General features: G+C 66.7%; 15 protein-coding genes. 10 read left to right on the forward strand and 5 right to left on the reverse strand.

Annotation, left to right across the window (positions count from 1 at the left end; genetic code table 11):
* The first annotated feature begins 127 nt into the window (after positions 1 to 127).
* On the forward strand, positions 128 to 850 hold the full coding sequence (locus tag PMI15_RS05005) for a Crp/Fnr family transcriptional regulator (RefSeq protein ID WP_238541074.1): 723 nt from the start codon (positions 128 to 130) through the stop codon (positions 848 to 850).
* Positions 851 to 909: 59 nt separating this feature from the next.
* On the opposite strand, the gene PMI15_RS05010 is transcribed toward PMI15_RS05005, so the two are convergent.
* Positions 910 to 3,159: a cation-translocating P-type ATPase gene (locus PMI15_RS05010; RefSeq protein ID WP_081499559.1), complete on the reverse strand. Its 2,250-nt coding sequence runs from the start codon at positions 3,157 to 3,159 to the stop codon at positions 910 to 912.
* Positions 3,160 to 3,238: 79 nt separating this feature from the next.
* Here PMI15_RS05010 and cadR point away from each other — a divergent pair, with 79 nt between their 5' ends.
* From cadR to PMI15_RS05055, 9 genes are all read left to right on the forward strand, one after another.
* Complete coding sequence (gene cadR / locus PMI15_RS05015) at positions 3,239 to 3,748, forward strand: Cd(II)/Pb(II)-responsive transcriptional regulator (RefSeq protein WP_007864638.1); 510 nt, start codon at positions 3,239 to 3,241, stop codon at positions 3,746 to 3,748.
* A gap of 82 nt (positions 3,749 to 3,830) precedes the next feature.
* On the forward strand, positions 3,831 to 4,550 hold the full coding sequence (locus PMI15_RS05020) for a TetR/AcrR family transcriptional regulator (protein WP_007864641.1): 720 nt from the start codon (positions 3,831 to 3,833) through the stop codon (positions 4,548 to 4,550).
* Between the two features lie 2 nt (positions 4,551 to 4,552).
* A complete protein-coding gene (locus tag PMI15_RS05025) occupies positions 4,553 to 5,437 on the forward strand; it encodes an SDR family oxidoreductase (RefSeq protein ID WP_007864643.1) in 885 nt (294 codons plus the stop codon).
* A complete protein-coding gene (locus tag PMI15_RS05030; RefSeq protein ID WP_007864648.1) occupies positions 5,434 to 7,047 on the forward strand; it encodes an acyl-CoA carboxylase subunit beta in 1,614 nt (537 codons plus the stop codon). The genes PMI15_RS05025 and PMI15_RS05030 overlap by 4 nt, the downstream gene beginning before the upstream one ends.
* A 35-nt stretch (positions 7,048 to 7,082) precedes the next feature.
* Positions 7,083 to 8,261 carry an acyl-CoA dehydrogenase family protein gene (locus PMI15_RS05035; RefSeq protein WP_007864651.1) on the forward strand — a complete coding sequence of 393 codons (1,179 nt, stop codon included), beginning with the start codon at positions 7,083 to 7,085 and terminating at the stop codon, positions 8,259 to 8,261.
* Positions 8,262 to 8,265: 4 nt separating this feature from the next.
* Positions 8,266 to 9,057 carry an enoyl-CoA hydratase/isomerase family protein gene (locus PMI15_RS05040; RefSeq protein ID WP_007864654.1) on the forward strand — a complete coding sequence of 264 codons (792 nt, stop codon included), beginning with the start codon at positions 8,266 to 8,268 and terminating at the stop codon, positions 9,055 to 9,057.
* Positions 9,054 to 11,165: a biotin carboxylase N-terminal domain-containing protein gene (locus PMI15_RS25465; RefSeq protein ID WP_007864657.1), complete on the forward strand. Its 2,112-nt coding sequence runs from the start codon at positions 9,054 to 9,056 to the stop codon at positions 11,163 to 11,165. The genes PMI15_RS05040 and PMI15_RS25465 overlap by 4 nt, the downstream gene beginning before the upstream one ends.
* Positions 11,162 to 12,337 (forward strand): acyl-CoA dehydrogenase family protein, encoded by a 1,176-nt coding sequence (locus PMI15_RS05050; RefSeq protein ID WP_007864660.1) that lies wholly within the window; start codon positions 11,162 to 11,164, stop codon positions 12,335 to 12,337. Before PMI15_RS25465 ends, PMI15_RS05050 begins: the two co-directional genes overlap by 4 nt.
* On the forward strand, positions 12,334 to 12,825 hold the full coding sequence (locus tag PMI15_RS05055) for a thioesterase family protein (protein WP_007864662.1): 492 nt from the start codon (positions 12,334 to 12,336) through the stop codon (positions 12,823 to 12,825). Before PMI15_RS05050 ends, PMI15_RS05055 begins: the two co-directional genes overlap by 4 nt.
* Positions 12,826 to 13,198: 373 nt before the next feature.
* Here PMI15_RS05055 and otsA read toward each other — a convergent pair whose 3' ends face one another.
* From otsA to PMI15_RS05075, 4 genes are all read right to left on the reverse strand, one after another.
* Positions 13,199 to 14,581, reverse strand: coding sequence for an alpha,alpha-trehalose-phosphate synthase (UDP-forming) (gene otsA / locus PMI15_RS05060; protein WP_007864664.1), 1,383 nt, complete (start codon positions 14,579 to 14,581; stop codon positions 13,199 to 13,201).
* A 136-nt stretch (positions 14,582 to 14,717) separates the two neighbouring features.
* Positions 14,718 to 16,577, reverse strand: coding sequence for a glycoside hydrolase family 15 protein (locus PMI15_RS05065; RefSeq protein ID WP_007864665.1), 1,860 nt, complete (start codon positions 16,575 to 16,577; stop codon positions 14,718 to 14,720).
* Positions 16,574 to 17,401, reverse strand: coding sequence for a trehalose-phosphatase (gene otsB / locus PMI15_RS05070; RefSeq protein ID WP_007864667.1), 828 nt, complete (start codon positions 17,399 to 17,401; stop codon positions 16,574 to 16,576). The genes PMI15_RS05065 and otsB overlap by 4 nt, the downstream gene beginning before the upstream one ends.
* A 55-nt stretch (positions 17,402 to 17,456) precedes the next feature.
* Complete coding sequence (locus PMI15_RS05075) at positions 17,457 to 18,752, reverse strand: multifunctional CCA addition/repair protein (protein WP_007864669.1); 1,296 nt, start codon at positions 18,750 to 18,752, stop codon at positions 17,457 to 17,459.
* Positions 18,753 to 18,776 lie beyond the last annotated feature (24 nt).

Here is an 18,776-nt window from a genome sequence, read left to right on the forward strand (position 1 = left end):
TCCTAGAATCGGACCCGGTCAGATGGCGCCAACGACGGCGCCAACACGCCGACGGAGGCGCCAGCCGCTTATTGCCTTGTCCTATTTTTCTGCCCATACCCTGCTGAAGGCCGGAGTTTCCGAGCCCGTGGCGCGTAGCGTTGCTGCCCAGCTCGCTTTTCGAGGCTACGACACGCAGCAGGTCATTTGGGCCAGGGGCGCGGAAGTGCAGTCCTGGCAATTCATCATCTCGGGCCTGGTGGCGGCCACCACCCCGACGCAGGAGGAACGCTCGGTTCCCATCACCATCTATGGCGCCGACTCCTGGTTTGGCGAAAAGCCCATCCTCAACCGCATGTCGGCACGTTTCGAATATGTGTGCCTGTCGGAGACCCAGGTTCTGGTGATGCCGGTGGCCGTGTTCCAGAAACTTTTTGACACGGAACCCGGGTTCTCGCGCTACCTCGCGAAGCTGACCACCTGGCGCGCGCAAAGGAGCGCGGAAATGCTGACCTTGATGAAGCTAGGCAATCCCCCCTTGCGTGTAGTCATGGGCATCGCGCAATTCGCCGAGGCCCTGGCCTCCCGCTCGGAGCGGCCGCCCACGGTCGGCCTGGATGGCGGCATTGCCATTCCGGCCTCCCAGGCGGTCATTGCCCAGCTGTGCGGGGTTTCGCGGGCGGTGTTCTCCGAGTATGTGCAGCCGCTGGCGCTCGATGGCTGGCTGGCCATCCGCTATGGAAGCATCGAGCTGCTCTCCATCGCGACCTGGCAGCGCTTTTCCAGCGCCCGGCGCGCGCTGCCCACGGACCACATCAACCCGACGATGGCCGAACTGCTGGCGGAGCTGCATCGCGCCTCCGGCATGTAAACACGGCTGTTGGGGGAAATGGCCCGAAGAATGCTCCCCGGCCCGTCTTTATGCGGCTCTCAAGGCCGTTGCCGGTGCCGGCGCAGCAGCCGTAAGCCGTTGCCCACCACCAGCAGGCTGGCGCCCATGTCGGCGAACACCGCCATCCACATCGTGGCCGTGCCGAAGACGGCCAGCACCAGGAAGACGCTTTTGATGCCCAGCGCCAGGCTGATGTTCTGCCACAGGATGGCGTGCGTGCGTTGCGACAGGCGCACCGTTTCCGCCACGCGCTGCAGGTTGTCGTTCATGATGACCACGTCGGCCGCTTCCATGGCGGTGTCGGCCCCGGCCCCGCCCATGGCAAAACCGATGTCGGCCTGGGCCAGCGCGGGCGCGTCATTGATGCCGTCGCCCGCCATGCCGGTGGCGCCGTAGCGCTGCTGCATATCGCGGATCGCGTCCAGCTTGGCCTCGGGCAGCAGGTCGCCGCGGGCGTCTTCAATGCCGGCCTGGGCCGCAATCGCGCGCGCCGTGGCGCTGTTGTCGCCGGTCAGCATCACGGGCGTGACACCCAGGGCCTTGAGGTCGGCAATCGCCTGGCGCGAGCTTTCCTTGAGGGTGTCGGCCACCGCGAACAAGGCCAGCACACGGCTTTCATCGGCCAGCAGGGTCACGGTGCGACCTTGCTGTTCGTGGCGGGCCAGTTCGGCTTCCAGCGCCACGCCGCACAAACCCATTTCATGGATCAGGCGGTGGTTGCCCATCACCAGGCGCATGCCGCCGGCCACACCCGAGGTGCCGCGGCCCGGCAGGGCCTTGAAGTCCTGTACCTCGATGGTCTCGCTCTTCAAGCCGGCCGCGATGGCTTTGGACACCGGGTGGTCGGAGCGCGCGGCCATGCCGGCGGCCAGCTGCGTGAGGTTCGCGGGGCCGGCGCTGCCCCAGGCGCGCCAGTCCACCAGCTGTGGTTTGCCTTCGGTGATGGTGCCGGTCTTGTCGAGCGCGACGGCCTTGAGCAGGCGCGCCTGCTCAAGATAGGTGCCGCCCTTGACCAGGATGCCGCGCCGCGCGGCGGCCGACAGGCCGCTGACCACGGTGACCGGTGTGGAAATCACCAGCGCGCAGGGGCAGGCGATCACCAGCAGCACCAGTGCTTTGTAGAGCGACTCCTGCCAGCTGATGCCAGTGAGCAGCGGCATCAGCACGGCGACCGCGACAGCGATGGCAAACACCGCGGGTGTGTAAACGGCTGCAAAGCGATCGACGAAACGTTGCGTGGGCGCGCGGCTACCCTGCGCCTGTTCGACGGCATGGATGATGCGCGACAGCGTGGTGTTGCCGGCCGCCGCGGTGACGCGGATGCTGATCTCGCCAGTTTCATTGATGGTGCCGGCGAACACCGCGTCGCTGGCCTCCTTGTCGACCGGAATGCTTTCGCCGGTGATGGGTGCCTGGTTGATGGCGCTGCTGCCCTGCGTGACGACACCGTCCAGCGGCACGCGCTCGCCGGGGCGTATGCGCAGCACAGCCTGCAGCGGCACGGCGGCCACCGGCGTGACGGCCCACGTGCCGTCCTCGCTTTGCATCAGCGCCTGTTCGGGCGCCATGTCCAGCAGGCCTTTGATGGCGTTGCGGGCGCGGTCCACGGCGCGGGCTTCGATCAGTTCGGCAATGGCATAGAGCGCCATCACCATGGCGGCTTCCGGCCACTGGCCTATCAGGAAGGCGCCGGTGACGGCCACAGCCATCAGCGCGTTGATGTTGAGCTTGCCGCGCAGCAGGGCGGCCAGGCCTTTTTGGTAAGTGTCCAGGCCGGCCAGGGCAATGGCCAGGGCCGCCACTGCCATGCCGGCGACTTTCCAGGCCAGCAGGTCCGGGGCAAAAAAGGACAGGGCCTCGGCGCCCGCGGCCAGCACCAGCGCCGCGACCAGCCGGGTGGCACCGCCAAAACTGCTGCCGTGGCTGTGGTCATGGCTGTGGTCGTGCCCCTCATGACCATGCCCTTGCGGGATGGCGGTCTCGGCCGGCTGCGGGTCAAAACCGGCTTTGCGGATCGCGTCCAGGGCAGGCGCGTAGGCTTCCTCGCCGGCGTCTATGCGCAGCGTGCGCGCGCCCAGCTGGAAGCCCAGCGAGCGTATGCCGGCGATGGGCTCCAGCGCGCGGCGTATGTCCGATTCCTCGGCGCTGCAATCCATGGTGGCGATGCGAAATGTCCGCCCCGCGGCGCCGGTTGTTACAGGTGTTGGCGTGTGTACGCCGTGCGCGCCGCCGCAGCAGTTGCCGGTAGGGGCATCCAGGGTGGAAACAAGGTGTTTTTCAGATTTCATGGCTTAATTGGAAACCCTGTAGCGGCCTTAGAGTCAAGTGACCCTGATGCCGTGTGGGACGGTATTGAAGGAGGTCGCCATGAAAATCGGAGAACTGGCCAAAACCGCGCAAACCCAGACGGAAACGATACGCTACTACGAGCGTGAGGGCTTGTTGCCCGAAGCGGCGCGCACCGGCTCGAATTACCGCATTTACGACGAAAGCCATGTGCAGCGCCTGGCCTTCATACGCCACTGCCGCTCGCTGGACATGACGCTGGCCGAAATCCGCACGCTGCTGAACTTCAAGGACGCACCGGCCGGCAGCTGCACCGACGTCAACACCTTGCTCGATGAGCACATCCACCACGTCGCCACGCGCATACGCGAGCTCAAGGCGCTGGAAAAAGACCTCAAGCTGCTGCGCGAACAATGCGCCAGCGGCCAGGCCGCCGGCGACTGCGGCATCCTCAGCGGCCTGGAAAAAGCCGCGCTGCAGCAAAGCCGGAACCGCACACCGGCCGAACGCGGCCATGCGGCGCACATCCACGGCGCGCACCCGCAGGTGGGAGCCCCGGCCGGCGGCAAGGCGGGCGGCCCACACAAGTGACCCGGTGAGGAAAACCGGCCTTTGGTATTTTTACAAAGCGCTTGCTTGCTAAAAATAACGGATTTTGCTATGGTCCGTCCTTATGGACAAACCCGCCGCGCGTTCGCGTACCGCCGCACGCGCCCCTCGCCCCTCAAAAACGCCCGCCGCCGCCGCTGAAAAACGCCCGCGCGGCCGCCCGCGCAAGACCCTGGACGAGCGCGACGACGGCAACCGCCGCCTCGAACTCATCACGGCCGCCGCCCGGTTGTTCCGCAAAAAAGGCTTTGACGCCACCAGCACGCGTGACATCGCGGCCGCCGTCGGCATGCACAGCGGCTCGCCCTTCTACCACTTCAAAAGCAAGGGCGCGCTGCTCCATGCGGTGATGGAGGAGGGCATGCGCTCGGCCCTGCAGCGCCAGGCCCAGGCGCTGCAATCGGCCGGGCTTCCCGACGGCGACGCCCCCGCGTTGCTGCGGCTGCTGGTGCGCAACCACTTCGGCGTGCTGCTGGGCCCCGGCAGCGATTTCATCCCGGTGATGCTCTATGAGTCGCGTTCCATCACGGCCCGCCAGCGCGCCGTGCTGACCAAGCTGCAAGGCGACTATGAAGCCGTCTGGGAGCCCGTGCTCCAGGCGCTGGCGCGGGCGGGGCAGCTCAAGGGCCCGGTGAAGCTGGCGCGCCTCTTGATGTTCGGCGCGCTCAACTGGTCGGTGCAGTGGTTTGACGCCAGGCAGTCCGCCACGCTGGACGACCTCACCGACGCGGCCATGGCGCTTTTTATCCACGCTCCCGCGCAGGGAAAATCTTCAAAGGCTTAGGCATGGGCTACCAATCCGTTTTCCGGCCGGGCCTGTTTGCCGGCCAGGTCATCGTCGTCACCGGCGGCGGTTCGGGCATAGGGCGCTGCATCGCGCACGAACTCGCCGCGCTGGGCGCGCATGTGGTGTTGATAGGCCGAAAAATAGACAAGCTGCACGGCGTGGCCGGCGAAATCGTGGCGCAGGGCGGGCGGGTCAGCTTCCACCCCTGCGACATACGCCAGGAAGAAGCCGTCAGGACCTGCATCACCGCCATCGTGGCGGCCCAGGGCCGCATCGACGGCCTGGTCAACAACGCCGGCGGCCAGTACATCACGCCGCTGGAAGCCATCAGCGCCAAGGGCTGGGAAGCCGTCATCAGCACCAACCTCACGGGCGGTTTCCTGATGGCGCGCGAATGCTATGTGCAGGCCATGCGGGACAAGGGCGGCAGCATCGTCAACATCGTGGCCGACATGTGGGGTTCCATGCCCAGCATGGGCCACAGCGGCGCGGCGCGCGCCGGCATGGTGAGCTTCACCGAAACCGCCGCCGCCGAATGGGCCAAAAGCGGCGTGCGCGTGAACGCGGTGGCGCCGGGCTATATCGCCTCCAGCGGCATGGACCACTACCCGCCCGAGGCCGGCCCCATGCTGCGCGAGATGCGAAACACCGTGCCGCTGGGCCGCTTTGGCACCGAAAGCGAAACCTCGGCGGCCGTGGTGTTTTTGCTTAGCAAGGCCGCCAGTTTCATCAGCGGCACGACGCTGCGCGTGGACGGTGCCAGGCCGCAGGTGCGCATGGGCTGGCCTATGCGGCAGCCCGGTGCCGAGGCCTTGCAGCGGGACGCCATCAAGGCTTTTGAGGGCTTTCACCTGGCCGAAACGCCGAAAGTGTTCCAGTCATGACACTGTTCCGGTCGGCCTGGAGTGCGCAGTCGCCGCAGGCCTTGCAGCGGCGTGAAGCCATGCTCGCGCGCATAGACGCGCTGCGCGCGCTGGAAGAGCGCAGCGCCGCCGCCTCGGCCAGATCGCGGCCCGCCTTCGACAAGCGCGGCCAGCTTTTGCCGCGCGAGCGCGTGGCGCTGCTGCTGGACGCCGGCGCGCCCTGGTTGCCGCTGTGCTCGCTCGCCGGTTATCTGCAGGACAGCAAGGACGCCGACCAGTCGGTGCCGGGCGGCGGCGTGGTGGCCGGCATCGGTTTTGTCAGCGGTGTGCGCTGCATGGTGGTGGCCAGCGACTCGGGCATAGAGGCCGGCGCCGTGCAGGCCATGGGCCTGGAAAAAATCCTGCGTGTTCAGGAGATCGCCCTGCAGGGCAAGCTGCCCTTTGTCCACCTGGTGGAAAGCGCGGGCGCCAACCTCATGCGCTACCGGGTCGAGGGTTTTGTGCAGGGCGGTGCGCTGTTTCGCAACCTGGCGCGCCTGTCGGCGGCCGGCATTCCCGTCATCACCGTGCAGCACGGCTCGGGCACGGCCGGCGGCGCCTACATGCCGGGCCTGAGCGACGTCGTCATCATGGTGCGCAACCGTTCGCGCGCTTTCCTGGCCGGCCCGCCGCTGCTGATGGCCGCCACCGGCGAAGTGGCGACAGAGGAGGAGCTGGGCGGCGCGCTGATGCACAGCGCCGTGTCCGGCCTGGGCGAGCAACTCGCCGGGGATGACCGCGAGGCGCTGGGCCTGGCGCGCGAAGTCGTGGCGCGCACCGGGTGGGCGCAGGCCGCCGCCAGGGACAGGGCGCAAGACCCGCTGTACCCGGCGGAAGAATTGCTGGGCCTGGTGCCGGACGACTTGCGCCAGCCGCTGGACATGCATGAGGTGATCGCGCGGCTGGTCGACGGCTCGGATTTTTTGCCTTTCAAGGCGCTTTACGGCGCGGCCACGGTCTGTGTGCAGGCTTGCATAAACGGGCATGCCGTCGGCATCCTCAGCAACAACGGCCCGATCGACGTGGCCGGCGCCAACAAGGCCGCGCATTTCATCCAGCTGATGTGCCAGCTGGGCCACCCCATCCTCTACCTGCAGAACACCACAGGCTATATGGTGGGCAAGGAAAGCGAGCAGGCCGGCATGATCAAGCACGGCTCCAAGATGATCCAGGCCGTCGCCAACGCCACGGTGCCGCAGATCACCCTCCAGTGCGGCGCCTCCTTCGGCGCGGGCAACTACGGCATGTGCGGCCGCGGCTACGCGCCGCGTTTTCTCTTCAGCTGGCCTGGCGCCAAAACGGCCGTGATGGGCGGCGAGCAGGCCGCGCGCACCATGCAGATCGTCAGCGAGGCGGCGATGGCGCGCAAGGGCATCGCAGCCGACCCGGCCCAGTCGCAGGCCCAGTACGACAAGATCGTCGCCATGTTCGAGGCCCAGGCCGATGTGTTCTACACCTCGGGCCTGGTGCTGGATGACGGCGTGATAGACCCGCGAGACACGCGCGCCGTGCTGGCGCAATGCCTGGACATCTGCGCCCAGGCCGAGGCGCGGCAGCCCAGGCCCATGCAGTTCGGCGTGGCGCGCATGTAAGGCGCGCGAAACAAAAAAAGAAACGGAGACAAAAGATGCAATACAGCCACGAACACCTGGAAATCCAGAAAACCCTCAAACGTTTTATAGACGCCGAAATCAACCCGCATGTCGATGAATGGGAGGCGGCCGAAATATTTCCCGCGCACGAGGTCTTCAAAAAACTCGGAAACCTGGGCCTGCTGGGCCTGACCAAACCTGAGGAATACGGCGGCGCGAGCCTGGACTATTCCTACGGCATGGCCATGGCCGAGGCGCTGGGCCACATCGACTGCGGCGGCGTGCCCATGGCAATCGGCGTGCAGACGGACATGTGCACGCCGGCGCTGGCGCGCTTCGGCAGCGACGAGCTCAAACGCGAGTTCCTCGCCCCCGCGATTGCCGGCGACACCGTGGGCTGCATAGGGGTGAGCGAGCCCGGCGCGGGCAGCGACGTGGCCTCCATCAGAAGCCAGGCGCGCAAGGACGGCGGCGACTATGTGATCAGCGGCCAGAAGATGTGGATCACCAACAGCCTGCAGGCCGACTGGATGTGCATGCTGGTCAATACCGGCGAGGGTCCCGCGCACAAGAACAAAAGCCTGGTGATGGTGCCCATGCGCGAGAACGGAAAACTGCGAAAAGGCATTGAAGCGGCGAAGAAGATCAAAAAAATCGGCATGAATTCGTCCGACACCGGCCTGATTTATTTCGACGAGGTGCGCGTGCCGCAGCGCAACCTGATAGGCAGCGAAGGCTCGGGCTTTGTCTACCAGATGATGCAGTTCCAGGAGGAGCGCCTGTGGTGCGCGGCCAGCTGCATACAGTCGCTCTCCAACTGCATCGAGTGGACGGTCGAATGGGCGCATGAGCGCAAGCTCTTCGGCGCCGCGCTGGCCGACCAGCAATGGGTGCAGTTCAAGCTGGCCGAGATGAAGACCGAGGTCGAAAGCCTGCGCGCCATGACTTACCGCGCCTGCGAGCTCTATGTGCAGGGCCAGGACGTGACCGAACTGGCCTCCATGGCCAAGCTCAAGGCCGGGCGGCTCAACCGCCTGGTGCCCGACACCTGTTTGCAGTTCTGGGGCGGCATGGGCTACACCTGGGAGAACAAGGTGGCGCGCATGTTCCGCGACGGGCGGCTGGCCTCCATAGGCGGCGGCGCCGACGAAGTCATGATGGGCATCATTGCCAGGATCATGGGTGTGGCCAAGTCCGCCAAGAAAGCCGCGTGATCTTATGACCCTGCTGGATGTGGTGCGCGAAGGCGCCACCGAGACCTGGACCCTGAACGATCCCGCCACCCGCAATGCCTTGAGCGATGCGCTGGTGCGGGACCTGCAGGCCGCCTGCGAGCGCGCGGCGCAAGACAGCTCGCTGCGCTTTGTCGTGCTGGCCGGGGCCGGCGGGGCATTTTGCGCGGGCGGCAGCCTGGGCGGCTTTGCCGAGGCTATAGGCCGGGCCGTTCCGCCGGGCACGCCTGACCCGCTGGCGGCGATGAACCGGCGTTTTGGCGCGTTGCTCCAATCCCTGTGCGACCTGCCGCAGGTGATGGTGGCTGTCGTCAACGGGTCCGCCATGGGCGGCGGCCTGGGCCTGGTGTGCTGCGCCGACTTTGTGCTGGCCGGCTACCGCGCGGTGCTGGCCGCGCCCGAGGTCACGCTGGGCGTGGTGCCCGCGCAGATCGCGCCCTTTGTGCTCAGGCGCCTGGGCGACCGGGCGGCGCGCCAGTGCCTGCTCACCGGTCGCAAGTGGACGGCGTGGGAAGCGCTGCAGCTGGGCCTGGTGGATGAGGTGCATGCGGCCGACGAGCTGCCGGCGGCCTTGCAGGCGGTGCTGGCGCGCCTGGGCCAGGCCGGGCCGCGTGCGCTGGCCGCGACCAAGGAACTGCTGGCGGCATCGCAGGGCCAGGGCTTGCCCGACGTGCTGGACCAGGCGGCGATCTTGTTTGCCGGCAGCCTGCGCGGCGCCGAAGCCGCTGAAGGCCTGCGGGCGTTCTCGAGCAAGGCCACGCCCGGTTGGAGCCTATGACAAGCATCACAAGCCTGCTGGTGGCCAACCGCGGCGAGATTGCCCGCCGCGTCATTCGCACGGCCCATGCCATGGGCATCAACACAGTGGCTGTGTATTCGGACGCCGATGCCGACGCCCTGCATGTGCGCGAGGCCGGTATGGCCTGTGCGCTGGGTGGCGACAGCCCGGCGGACTCTTATTTGCGGATTGACAAGCTCATTGCCGCGGCGCAAGCCAGCGGCGCAGACGCGGTTCATCCCGGCTACGGGTTTCTCAGCGAGAACGCGGCCTTTGCCGAAGCGGTGATCGCGGCGGGGCTGGCCTGGGTGGGGCCGCCGCCGGCCGCGATCCGGCAACTGGGCAGCAAGTCGGCCGCCAAGCAGCTGGCGCAGGCGCAAGGTGTGCCTTGCCTGCCGGGTTACCAGGGGGCGGACCAGTCCGACGCGCGTTTTGAGGCCGAGGCCGGCCGCATAGGCTATCCCGTCATGGTCAAGGCCGTGGCGGGCGGCGGCGGGCGGGGCATGCGGCTGGTGGAGGCTGCGGGGTATTTGCGCGCGGCTTTGCACAGCGCACGCTCGGAAGCCGCCTCGGCCTTCGGCAGTGAAGAGCTGCTGATCGAAAAAGCCCTGCTCAACCCCCGCCACGTCGAGGTGCAGGTGTTCGCCGATACACACGGCCATTGCATCCACCTGGGTGAGCGCGATTGTTCAGTGCAGCGGCGCCACCAGAAGCTCATTGAAGAGACGCCAAGCCCTGCCGTCGACGCGGCCCTGCGCGCGCGCATGTGCGGCGCTGCCGTGGCGCTGGCCAAGGCGGCCGGCTATGTGGGCGCCGGAACGGTGGAGTTTCTTGTGGAGGGGGATGACTTGAGCGCCGCCGGGCCGCCCCAAGGCGCGAGGGCCCCTGAGGGGCTGGAGCCTGCGGCTCCAAACCTGCTTGAGCAGGTTTGGACAGGCGACAGAGGCGAAGCGTCTCGCGAGCTGCGGCCTGCAAGGCCTCGCGCAGCACACGAAGTGGCAAGCGTGGGGGTCAATTTCTTTTTGATGGAGATGAACACCCGCCTGCAGGTTGAGCATCCCGTGACCGAAGCGGTGACAGGCCTGGACCTGGTCGAGTGGCAGCTGCGTGTTGCGCGGGGCGAGGCCTTGCCGCTGGCGCAGGACGAGGTGGTGTTGACCGGCCATGCCATCGAGGTGCGCCTGTGCGCCGAAGACGAGGACTTCAGGCCCCACGCCGGCCTGGTCCAGCATTTTCGCGAGCCGGGCGGTGTTCGCTTTGACCATGCGCTGTTTGAAGGCCTGGTGGTGCCGCCTCACTACGACTCCATGCTGGGCAAGCTGATCGCGCATGCCGCGACGCGGAGCGAGGCCGTGGACATGCTCATCGCGGCGTTGGGCCGCACCGAGGTGCTGGGCCTGCCGACCAACCGGGGCTTTTTGGCCCGCTGCCTGGGCCATCCGGTATTTGGTGCCGGGGAGGCGCTGATTCCTTTTCTGGCCGAGCAGGGCGCCGGCTTGCGGGAGGCGCTGCAGAAGGAAGAGGCGAAGACGACTGTGCCGCTGGGGCTGGCGGCGCTTTTCCACGGGGTTGCCTCCGATTTGCCCTGCCCCTTCCCCAAACCGCTCAGGCTGCGGCATCGCGGCGAACTGCTGGACCTGCGCGTGCGAGAGCAGGGCCGCGGGCAGTTCGAGGTCGAGGCCGATGGCCGGACCCGGCAGGCGGCGCTGACGACGGCGCCTGGCGAGGCTGCCACGGTGCGTATCGGCGAAACGCGGTGGCGCGTGGCGGCCGTGCGCCTTCAGGGCGCCGTGGGCCAGTCCGCCAGCCGCTGGCATGTGCAGGCGGGCGGTGTCGACCTGTTTATGGAAGACGCGAGCTTTGAAGCGGTGTCCTCGGGCGGCGCAGCCGCCTCGCAGGAGCTGCGTGCGCCCTTTAACGGCAAGGTCATCACGGTGCATGCGCTGCCCGGCCAGGCCGTGCGGCGCGGCGACACCTTGCTGGTGATCGAGTCCATGAAACTCGAACATGCGATCAACGCGCCGCACGATGCGGTGCTGGCGGCCGTGATGGTGGAGTCCGGCCAGCAGGCCGCGTCCGGCCAGGTCTTGCTGAGGTTTGAGGCATGAGCGCGTCTTACGCCGTCCACGGCGAAGATGATGAGGCTGTCGCCGCCATGGCCGATGCCGTGCGGCGTTTTGCTGAACGTGAGATCGCGCCGCATGCCGCGGCATGGGACGAGGCCGGCGAGTTTCCGCGCGCGCTCTACACGCGGGCGGCCAGTCTGGGTTTGCTGGGCCTGGGCTATCCCGAGGCCTTGGGCGGCACACCGGCCTCGTGGCGGCTGCGCAATGCAGTCACGTTGGCCCTGTGCCGCTATGGCGGCAGTGGTGGCGTCATGGCCAGCCTGTTTTCCCACAACATCGCCTTGCCGCCCGTGCTGCACCATGGCACCCCTGCGCTGCAGCAGGAAGTCATCACACCCGTGCTGCGTGGCGAAAAAATCGCCGCCCTGGCGATTACCGAACCCGGGGGCGGCTCGGATGTGGCCGCGCTGCGCACCACGGCGCGGCGGGACGGCGGCGACTATGTGATCGACGGCGAGAAAGTTTTTATTACCTCGGGCATGCGGGCCGACTTCCTGACCGTGGCCGTGCGCACCGGTGAGGCCCAAGGCCCCGCCGGCATTTCCCTGCTGGTGGTGCCGGGCGATGCGGCGGGCCTGTCGCGCAGCCCCTTGAAAAAAATGGGCTGGTGGTGTTCGGACACGGCGCAGCTGCGTTTTGACCATGTGCGCGTGCCGGCCCGTTACCTGATCGGCGAAGAAGGCGGGGGCTTTCGCATGGTCATGGGCAACTTCAATGGCGAGCGCCTGGCGCTGGCCGTGGCCGCGCTGGGTTTTGCCGAAGCTTGTTATGACGAGGCGCTGGACTGGGCGCGCCAGCGCAAGACTTTTGGCGCGGCGCTGGTCGAACGCCAGGTGATACGCCACAAGCTCGTGGACATGCAGATGCACATCGCCTCCACTCAAGCCTGGGCCGACGCGCTGGCGCTGCGCGCCGATGCGGGTGATGAGGCTTCAGGCAACGCCGACTGGGTGGCCCAGGTCTGCCTCCTGAAGAACCACGCCACACAAACCATGCAGTTCTGCGCCGACCAGGCGGTGCAGATCCTGGGCGGCATGGGCTATATGCGCGGCACCAAAAGCGAGCGGATTTATCGTGAGGTCAAGGTCATGATGATAGGCGGCGGCGCCGAAGAAATCATGAAGGACCTCGCTGCACGACAATTGGGACTATGACCAAAGCACATCCTGACTCTCCCGGCGCGATTGAGTTTGAGCCGGAATTCGTCGCCGGCCTCAAAGGCCTGTTCGAGGAAAAAATCGTTTTTAACAAACTGCTGGGGCTGAAGATCACCTCGGTGACGGCCGAACGGGTGAGCGCCCGCATAGACATGCGCAATGAGCTCATAGGCCACTACGCCCACAACCGCATCCACGGCGGCGTGATCAGTGCCGGGCTGGACGCCATGGGCGGCCTGGCGGTGATGGCGGCCATAGGCGCGCGCCACATGGACGAGGCTCCCTTGCTGCGCCTGCATCGCTTCACCAAGCTGGGGACGATTGATTTGCGGATTGACTATTTGCGGCCGGGAATCAGCGAATTCTTTGAGTTGCGGGCCGAGGTGATGCGGCTGGGGTCGCGGGTGGCGAGTACGAGGATGGAGTTCCTCGGAGCTGATGGGAAGCTTTTTTCGACTGGCGCCGGGGCTTATATAGTTTCTTAAAGAATTTTTCTTTGAAGTGAGCTTTGGCGCCAAACAAGGACACGCCTTGGTGTGTCCTTGTGGTTTTCGATATTTGGTATTTGTCTCCCACCCCCTTGTGTATGCGCCGAGGAGCGGAGGTCCAGACGGATAAGGGCTGGCGTTGTCTGAGCGTAGCGAGTTTAGCCAGACCCCGGCTGGACCGAGCACCGCAGGTTGCCCCGCAGCGAAGCGGAGGGGACGCAGACACCAGGGTCGCCTTTCTTTTGGGTACTTTTCTTTGGCGACGCAAAGAAAAGTATCTCGCCCGCCGGGGCGAGACCCGGCCAACAGTCCTTAGCAGAGGGCAAGGCGCGCAAGCCGGAGCAAGACCCGGCTCAAGCCCCGGCCTCAACTAAGCCGGACCTTCGAAGCCCAAGGCATTCAAAAACTCCCTCCGCCACCAATGCACATCATGCTCACGAATGTGCTTGAGCAGTTTCTGGTGCCGCGCCTGTCGTTCCTCCAGCGGCATCTGCAGCGCCCGCTGTATGGTGTCGGCCGTGCCGTCGATGTCGTAGGGATTCACCAGCAGCGCGTCTTCGAGCTGCTCGGCCGAGCCCGCGAAGCGTGAGAGCACCAGGACCCCGGGGTCGGCGGGGTTTTGTGCGGCGATGAATTCCTTGGCCACCAGGTTCATGCCGTCGCGCAGCGGTGTGACCAGCGCCACCCGCGCCACGCGGTACAGGCCCGGCAGGCGTTTGCGCGCCACGTTGCGGTGGATGTAGCGTATCGGCATCCAGTCGAGCTCGCCGAAATTGCCGTTGGTGGCGCCGCACAGGCTTTCGAGTTCCTGCAGCAAATCGGTGTAGGTTCCCATGTCTTCCCGGCTGGGCGCGGCGATCTGGATCAGTGTGGCGCTGCGAATGTTTTCGGGATACTTTTTCAGCAAGGTTTCAAACGCCTTCAGGCGTTGCGGCAAGCCCTTGGAGTAATCGAGCCGCTCCACGCCCAGCAGCAGCTTGCGGCGCGAATACTCTTCCTTCATGCGCTCGTACATGTCGCGCGCATCCTGCGCATGCGTGAGCGCGGCGAATTCATCCACGTCTATGCCGATCGGGAAGGCGCCCGCGCGCACGGTGCGGTGAAAAGCCCTGAAGCGGTTGCCGCCCAGCGCCACGGCACCGGCCTCAGCCTGCACATAGCGCGAAAAATGCAGCAAATCGTTTTCGCCCTGGAAGCCCACCAGGTCGTAGGCGAACAGCGCACGTATCAGCCACTCATGCTGGGGAATGGCGGCCAGTATCTGCTGCGGCGGCAGCGGGATGTGCAGGAAAAAACCGATGCGGTTGTTGCAGCCCATGGCGCGCAGCTCGGCGGCCATGGGGATCAGGTGGTAGTCGTGGATCCAGATGATGTCGTCGGGCTTGAGCAGGGGCATCAGCTTGTGCGCGAACAGCCGGTTCACGCGGCGGTAGGCCTCGATGAAACCCGTGTCGAAGCGCGCCAGGTCCAGCCGGTAATGAAACACCGGCCAGAGCACGCCGTTGCTGTAGCCCAGGTAATAGCCCGCATGGTCTTCGGCCGACAGGTCCACCGTCGCCAGCTTGACGTTGCCGGCCTGCTGCACATGCAGCTCGCCTTCACCTGGCGCGCCGCCTTCGATGACGTTGCCGCTCCAGCCGAACCACAAGCCCCCGGTGGCATTGAGCGCATCACCCAAGGCCACTGCCAGCCCGCCGGCTGCGGCTTTGCGGGGATCTGCGACGCGATTCGAGACGACAACAAGCCGACTCATAACGCGTACCCCTGACTACCAGCAGGGGCCGCGGAACCGGCTTCGCCGGGCCGCAGGCGCCGCCCCCTGGAAGGGGGGAAGGGGTTACACGAAGTGAGCCGCCGACGGGGGTGAGCCAATACTCCGGCGGGGGTGTTCATACTTGCGATTCCCAGGGGGTTGAGAGGCGGACTGCCGCATTGATGATGCCGACCATCGAATAAGTCTGCGGAAAGTTTCCCCACATCTCGCCGGTCAGGGGATGTGTGTCTTCCGACAGCAGGCCCACGTGGTTGCGCGCGGCCAGCATGGTGTTGAAGATCTCGCGGGCCTGTTCCTTGCGGCCTATGCGGGCCAGTGCGTCTATGCGCCAGAAGGTGCAGATGTTGAAGGCGGTTTCGGGCTTGCCGAAGTCGTCGGGCGCCTCGTAGCGGCGCATATAGGGGCCGTCGCACAAATGGGTTTCCAGCGCGTCCACCGTGGCGACAAAGCGCGGGTCCTTGGGGTCGATAAAACCGACTTCAATCATCAGCAGAACGCTGGCGTCCAGGTCGCGCCCGCCGAAGCTTTCGGCAAAGGACTGGCGCTCTTCGCTCCAGGCTTCGCGCAGTATGCGTTCCTGCATCACCGCTGCATGACCGCGCCAGTAGTCGGCGCGGTCCTGCAGCTTGAGCACCAGCGCGATCTTGGCCAGCCGGTCGCAGGCGGCCCAGCACATCAGGGCCGACGAGGTGTGGATGCGCGCGCGTGTGCGCAGCTCCCACATGCCGGCGTCGGGTTTGTCGTAGTTGCGCACGGCCTGCTCGCCGACGTCTTCCAGCCGCTTGAATTCGGCAAGGCCCGCGCGGTGCAGCAGGCGGTGGTCGTGAAAGGACTGGGCGGCGCCCAGTATCACGTTGCCGTAGACGTCGTGCTGGAAGTGCTCCTGCGCCTGGTTGCCGACGCGCACCGGGCCCATGCCGCGGTAGCCGCCCAGGTGCACCATGATGGATTCGGGCAGCTCGCGCTCCAGGCCTATGCCGTAGAGCGGCTGGATATGCCCGCCCTTGGACTGCACCACCACGTTGCTGAGCCAGCGCAGGTAGTCCTCCATGGTGCCGACCTCCGAGAGGCTGTTGAGCGCGCGCACCACAAAAAAGGCGTCGCGCAGCCAGCAGTAGCGGTAGTCCCAGTTGCGCTGGCTGCCGGGCGCCTCGGGAATGCTGGTGGTCATGGCGGCGACGATGGCGCCCGTGTCTTCAAACAGCGAGAGCTTGAGCGTGATGGCCGCGCGTATCACGGCCTCCTGCCACTCCAGCGGGATGTGCAGGCGCTGGCTCCACTTCTTCCAGTAGGAAATGGTCTCCTGCTCGAACAGGCGCGCGGTGTCGGCAATGCCTTCCGGCAGCGACTCGTCGGCGCCCAACAGGAAATTGTGCTCGCGCGTCAGCACAAAAGGCTGCTTGGACAGCAGGTGCGAAAGCGAGGCATCGGTGTTCAGGCGTAGCGTGAGTTCATCGCCCACATAGCGCAGGTGGTTGCTGCCCTGGGTGATCACCGGCTTGCGCCGGCCCCAGTCGAAACGGATGTCCAGCGCCACGCGTATGCGCGGCGCGCCGTGGATGGGTTTGATCCGGCGCACCAGCGTCATGGGCCTGAAAAAGCGTGAGCGGCTGAAAAAACGCGGCGCGAAGTCGGTGATCTCTATGCCCTGGCCGCGCGTGTCGAAGAGCTGGGTGCGCAGCACGGCGGTATTGGGCTCGTACCACTGCCTGGCCTCGGCGAAGTCCTCGATCTCGATGGCGAAGGCGCTGGACTGCGAGTCCTGGATGCCGGGCATGGTGGTTTCGCCTTGCTCCGGCTGGGGCTCGAGCAGCGCGTTGAAGACCGGGTCGCTGTCAAAGCGCGGCAGGCAACACCAGACGATGCGCCCGCGCGCGTCGATCAGGGCGCTGAAGCCGCAGTTGCCGATCACCCCCATGGCCAGGGAGGGCTTGGCGGGCGACGTGAAGTGCAGGGAATCGGCGGCCACGTTCATGGGCGGCTCCCCGGCGCGGCGGCCGGCGCATCGTCAACCTCCAGCGACCTGCCGCCAAAGGCCGCGTGCAGCCATTCGCGCAGCGCGTCGGGCGATGCGCAGCGGTGGCGCGCCACGGTCGCGCCTTCGCCGACCTTGATGCCTTCACCACCCAGCGACTGCACGGCGGCAAAGCCGGCTTCGTCGGTGGTGTCGTCGCCGGCGAACAGAGGCAGGCGGCCGGCAAACGGGGCTTCGCGCATAAAGGCCTTGATTGCCGATCCCTTGCTGACATTCGCTGGTTTGACTTCAAACACATACTTGCCGCACAGCAGCTCGACGCCGGGCGTGCGGTCGGCGGCTTCCTGCATGACCCGCAGGCACAGCGACTCCAACTGAGGCGCATGGCGGTAGTGCAGCGCGACGGCGGCCTGCTTGATTTCCACACGCAACCCGTCGTGCTGGGCGGCAAACTCGGCGACGCTGCGCGCGAGTTCGCTCAGGTCGGGCTCCGCGAGGCTGAGGACACGGCCCCGCGCGTCGCGGCGCTGCGCGCCGTGTTCGCTGGCCAGTGGGAGCTCCAAAGGCGCAAGAAAGCCATCCAGGTCGGCCAGTCTGCGGCCCGACACAATCGCCAGGGCGCCCTCCAGCTGGCCCGACAGCCTGAGCAGGGCCGGGATCACGCCCGACACCAGCTGAACCGCGTCGGGCTCGGGCGCCAGGTCGGCCAGTGTTCCGTCAAAGTCCAGGAAGAGGGCGGTCCGCGCACCTATGGCCGGCAACTGCCCGGGAGGCGCCGAACGCGATGAAGGTGGCGGCGGCGATGGGGAAGGTGATAACTGCATCGCCATTCACCTTAGCAGGGCCCCTGTCAAATCGCTGTAGGCCGGTTTCGCTTTTTCACATCCTGTCGGGTGGTGGTTGCCCTGCCGCGGTTCCGGGCAGGCTGTCCTGCACCGCTTTGACGCGCGCCTGGTGGATCACGTCGCCGATCTGCTTGCCGCCACGCCCCGCCGCCTGCGCCGCTTGCGCCAGCGGCTGCGTTTGCACCGCCTGGGCCGCGGCCAGGGCCGCCAGCAGGCGCGGGCGCTGCGGGTAGGGCGAATCGTGCAGGCCCAGGCGGCCGCGCGCGTCGCATTCGCAGGCCAGCAGGATATCGGCAAAGCGCTGGGGTTTGCGAAACGCATCGCAGCGCTCCAGCAGCCGCACCAGGGCCGCGGCACCCAGGCTTTCGCTGCGGTGCACGTTGCCGTGCTCGCGCGCCACCACGTCGGCGATCTCGCGGCAGTCCACCGGGACGCGCAGGCGCTCGCACACGTCCTTGAGCAGTTCGGCGCTGCGGTCTTCATGGCCGATGTGGCGCGGCAAGGCCTCGGCCGGCGTGGTGCCCTTGCCCAGGTCGTGGCACAGGCAGGCAAAGCGCGCTGCCAGGGGCGCCTTGAGCTGCGCCGACATGTCCAGCACCATCATCAGATGGACGCCGGTGTCGACCTCGGGATGGTGGGCGGCGGGCTGGGGCACGCCCCAAAGGCGCGCCACCTCGGGCAGCAGTCTGTCCAGCGCGCCGCTGTCACGCAGCACCTCGAACATGCGCGAGGGCTTGTCCTCCATCAGCCCGCGCGCGAGCTCCTGCCACACGCGTTCGGGCACCAGCGCATCGACCTCGCCCTCGGCCACCATGTCCCGCATCAGCGCCAGGGTCTCGGGCGCCACCGAAAAATCGGAAAAGCGGGCGGCGAAGCGGGCCAGCCGCAAAATGCGCACAGGGTCTTCGCGGAAGGCGCCGGTCACATGGCGCAAGACTTTGGCCTGCAGGTCTTTTTGCCCGCCGAAGGGGTCTATCAGCGCGGCAAAGTCGGGCTCGAAGCGGCCGGGCGCGTCGTCGCCGCGGGCCGGGGCCGCGATGGCATTGATGGTCAGGTCGCGCCGCGCCAGGTCCTGCTCCAGCGTCACGTCGGGATCGGCATGCACCGCAAAGCCGCGATAGCCGCGCGCCGTCTTGCGCTCGGTGCGGGCCAGCGCGTACTCCTCGCGGGTCTCGGGATGCAGGAAGACCGGGAAGTCCTTGCCCACGGGCAGGTAGCCCTGGGCTGCCAGCGCCTCGGGCGTGGCGCCCACGACCACCCAGTCGTGGTCCTGCACGGGCAGGCCCAGCAAGGCATCGCGCACCGCGCCACCAACCATGAAAATCTGCATGGAGGAAGTTTAGGCTACTTCCTC

The organism is Polaromonas sp. CF318, from assembly GCF_000282655.1.
In the GTDB taxonomy this organism is placed as follows: Bacteria; Pseudomonadota; Gammaproteobacteria; order Burkholderiales; family Burkholderiaceae_C; genus Polaromonas.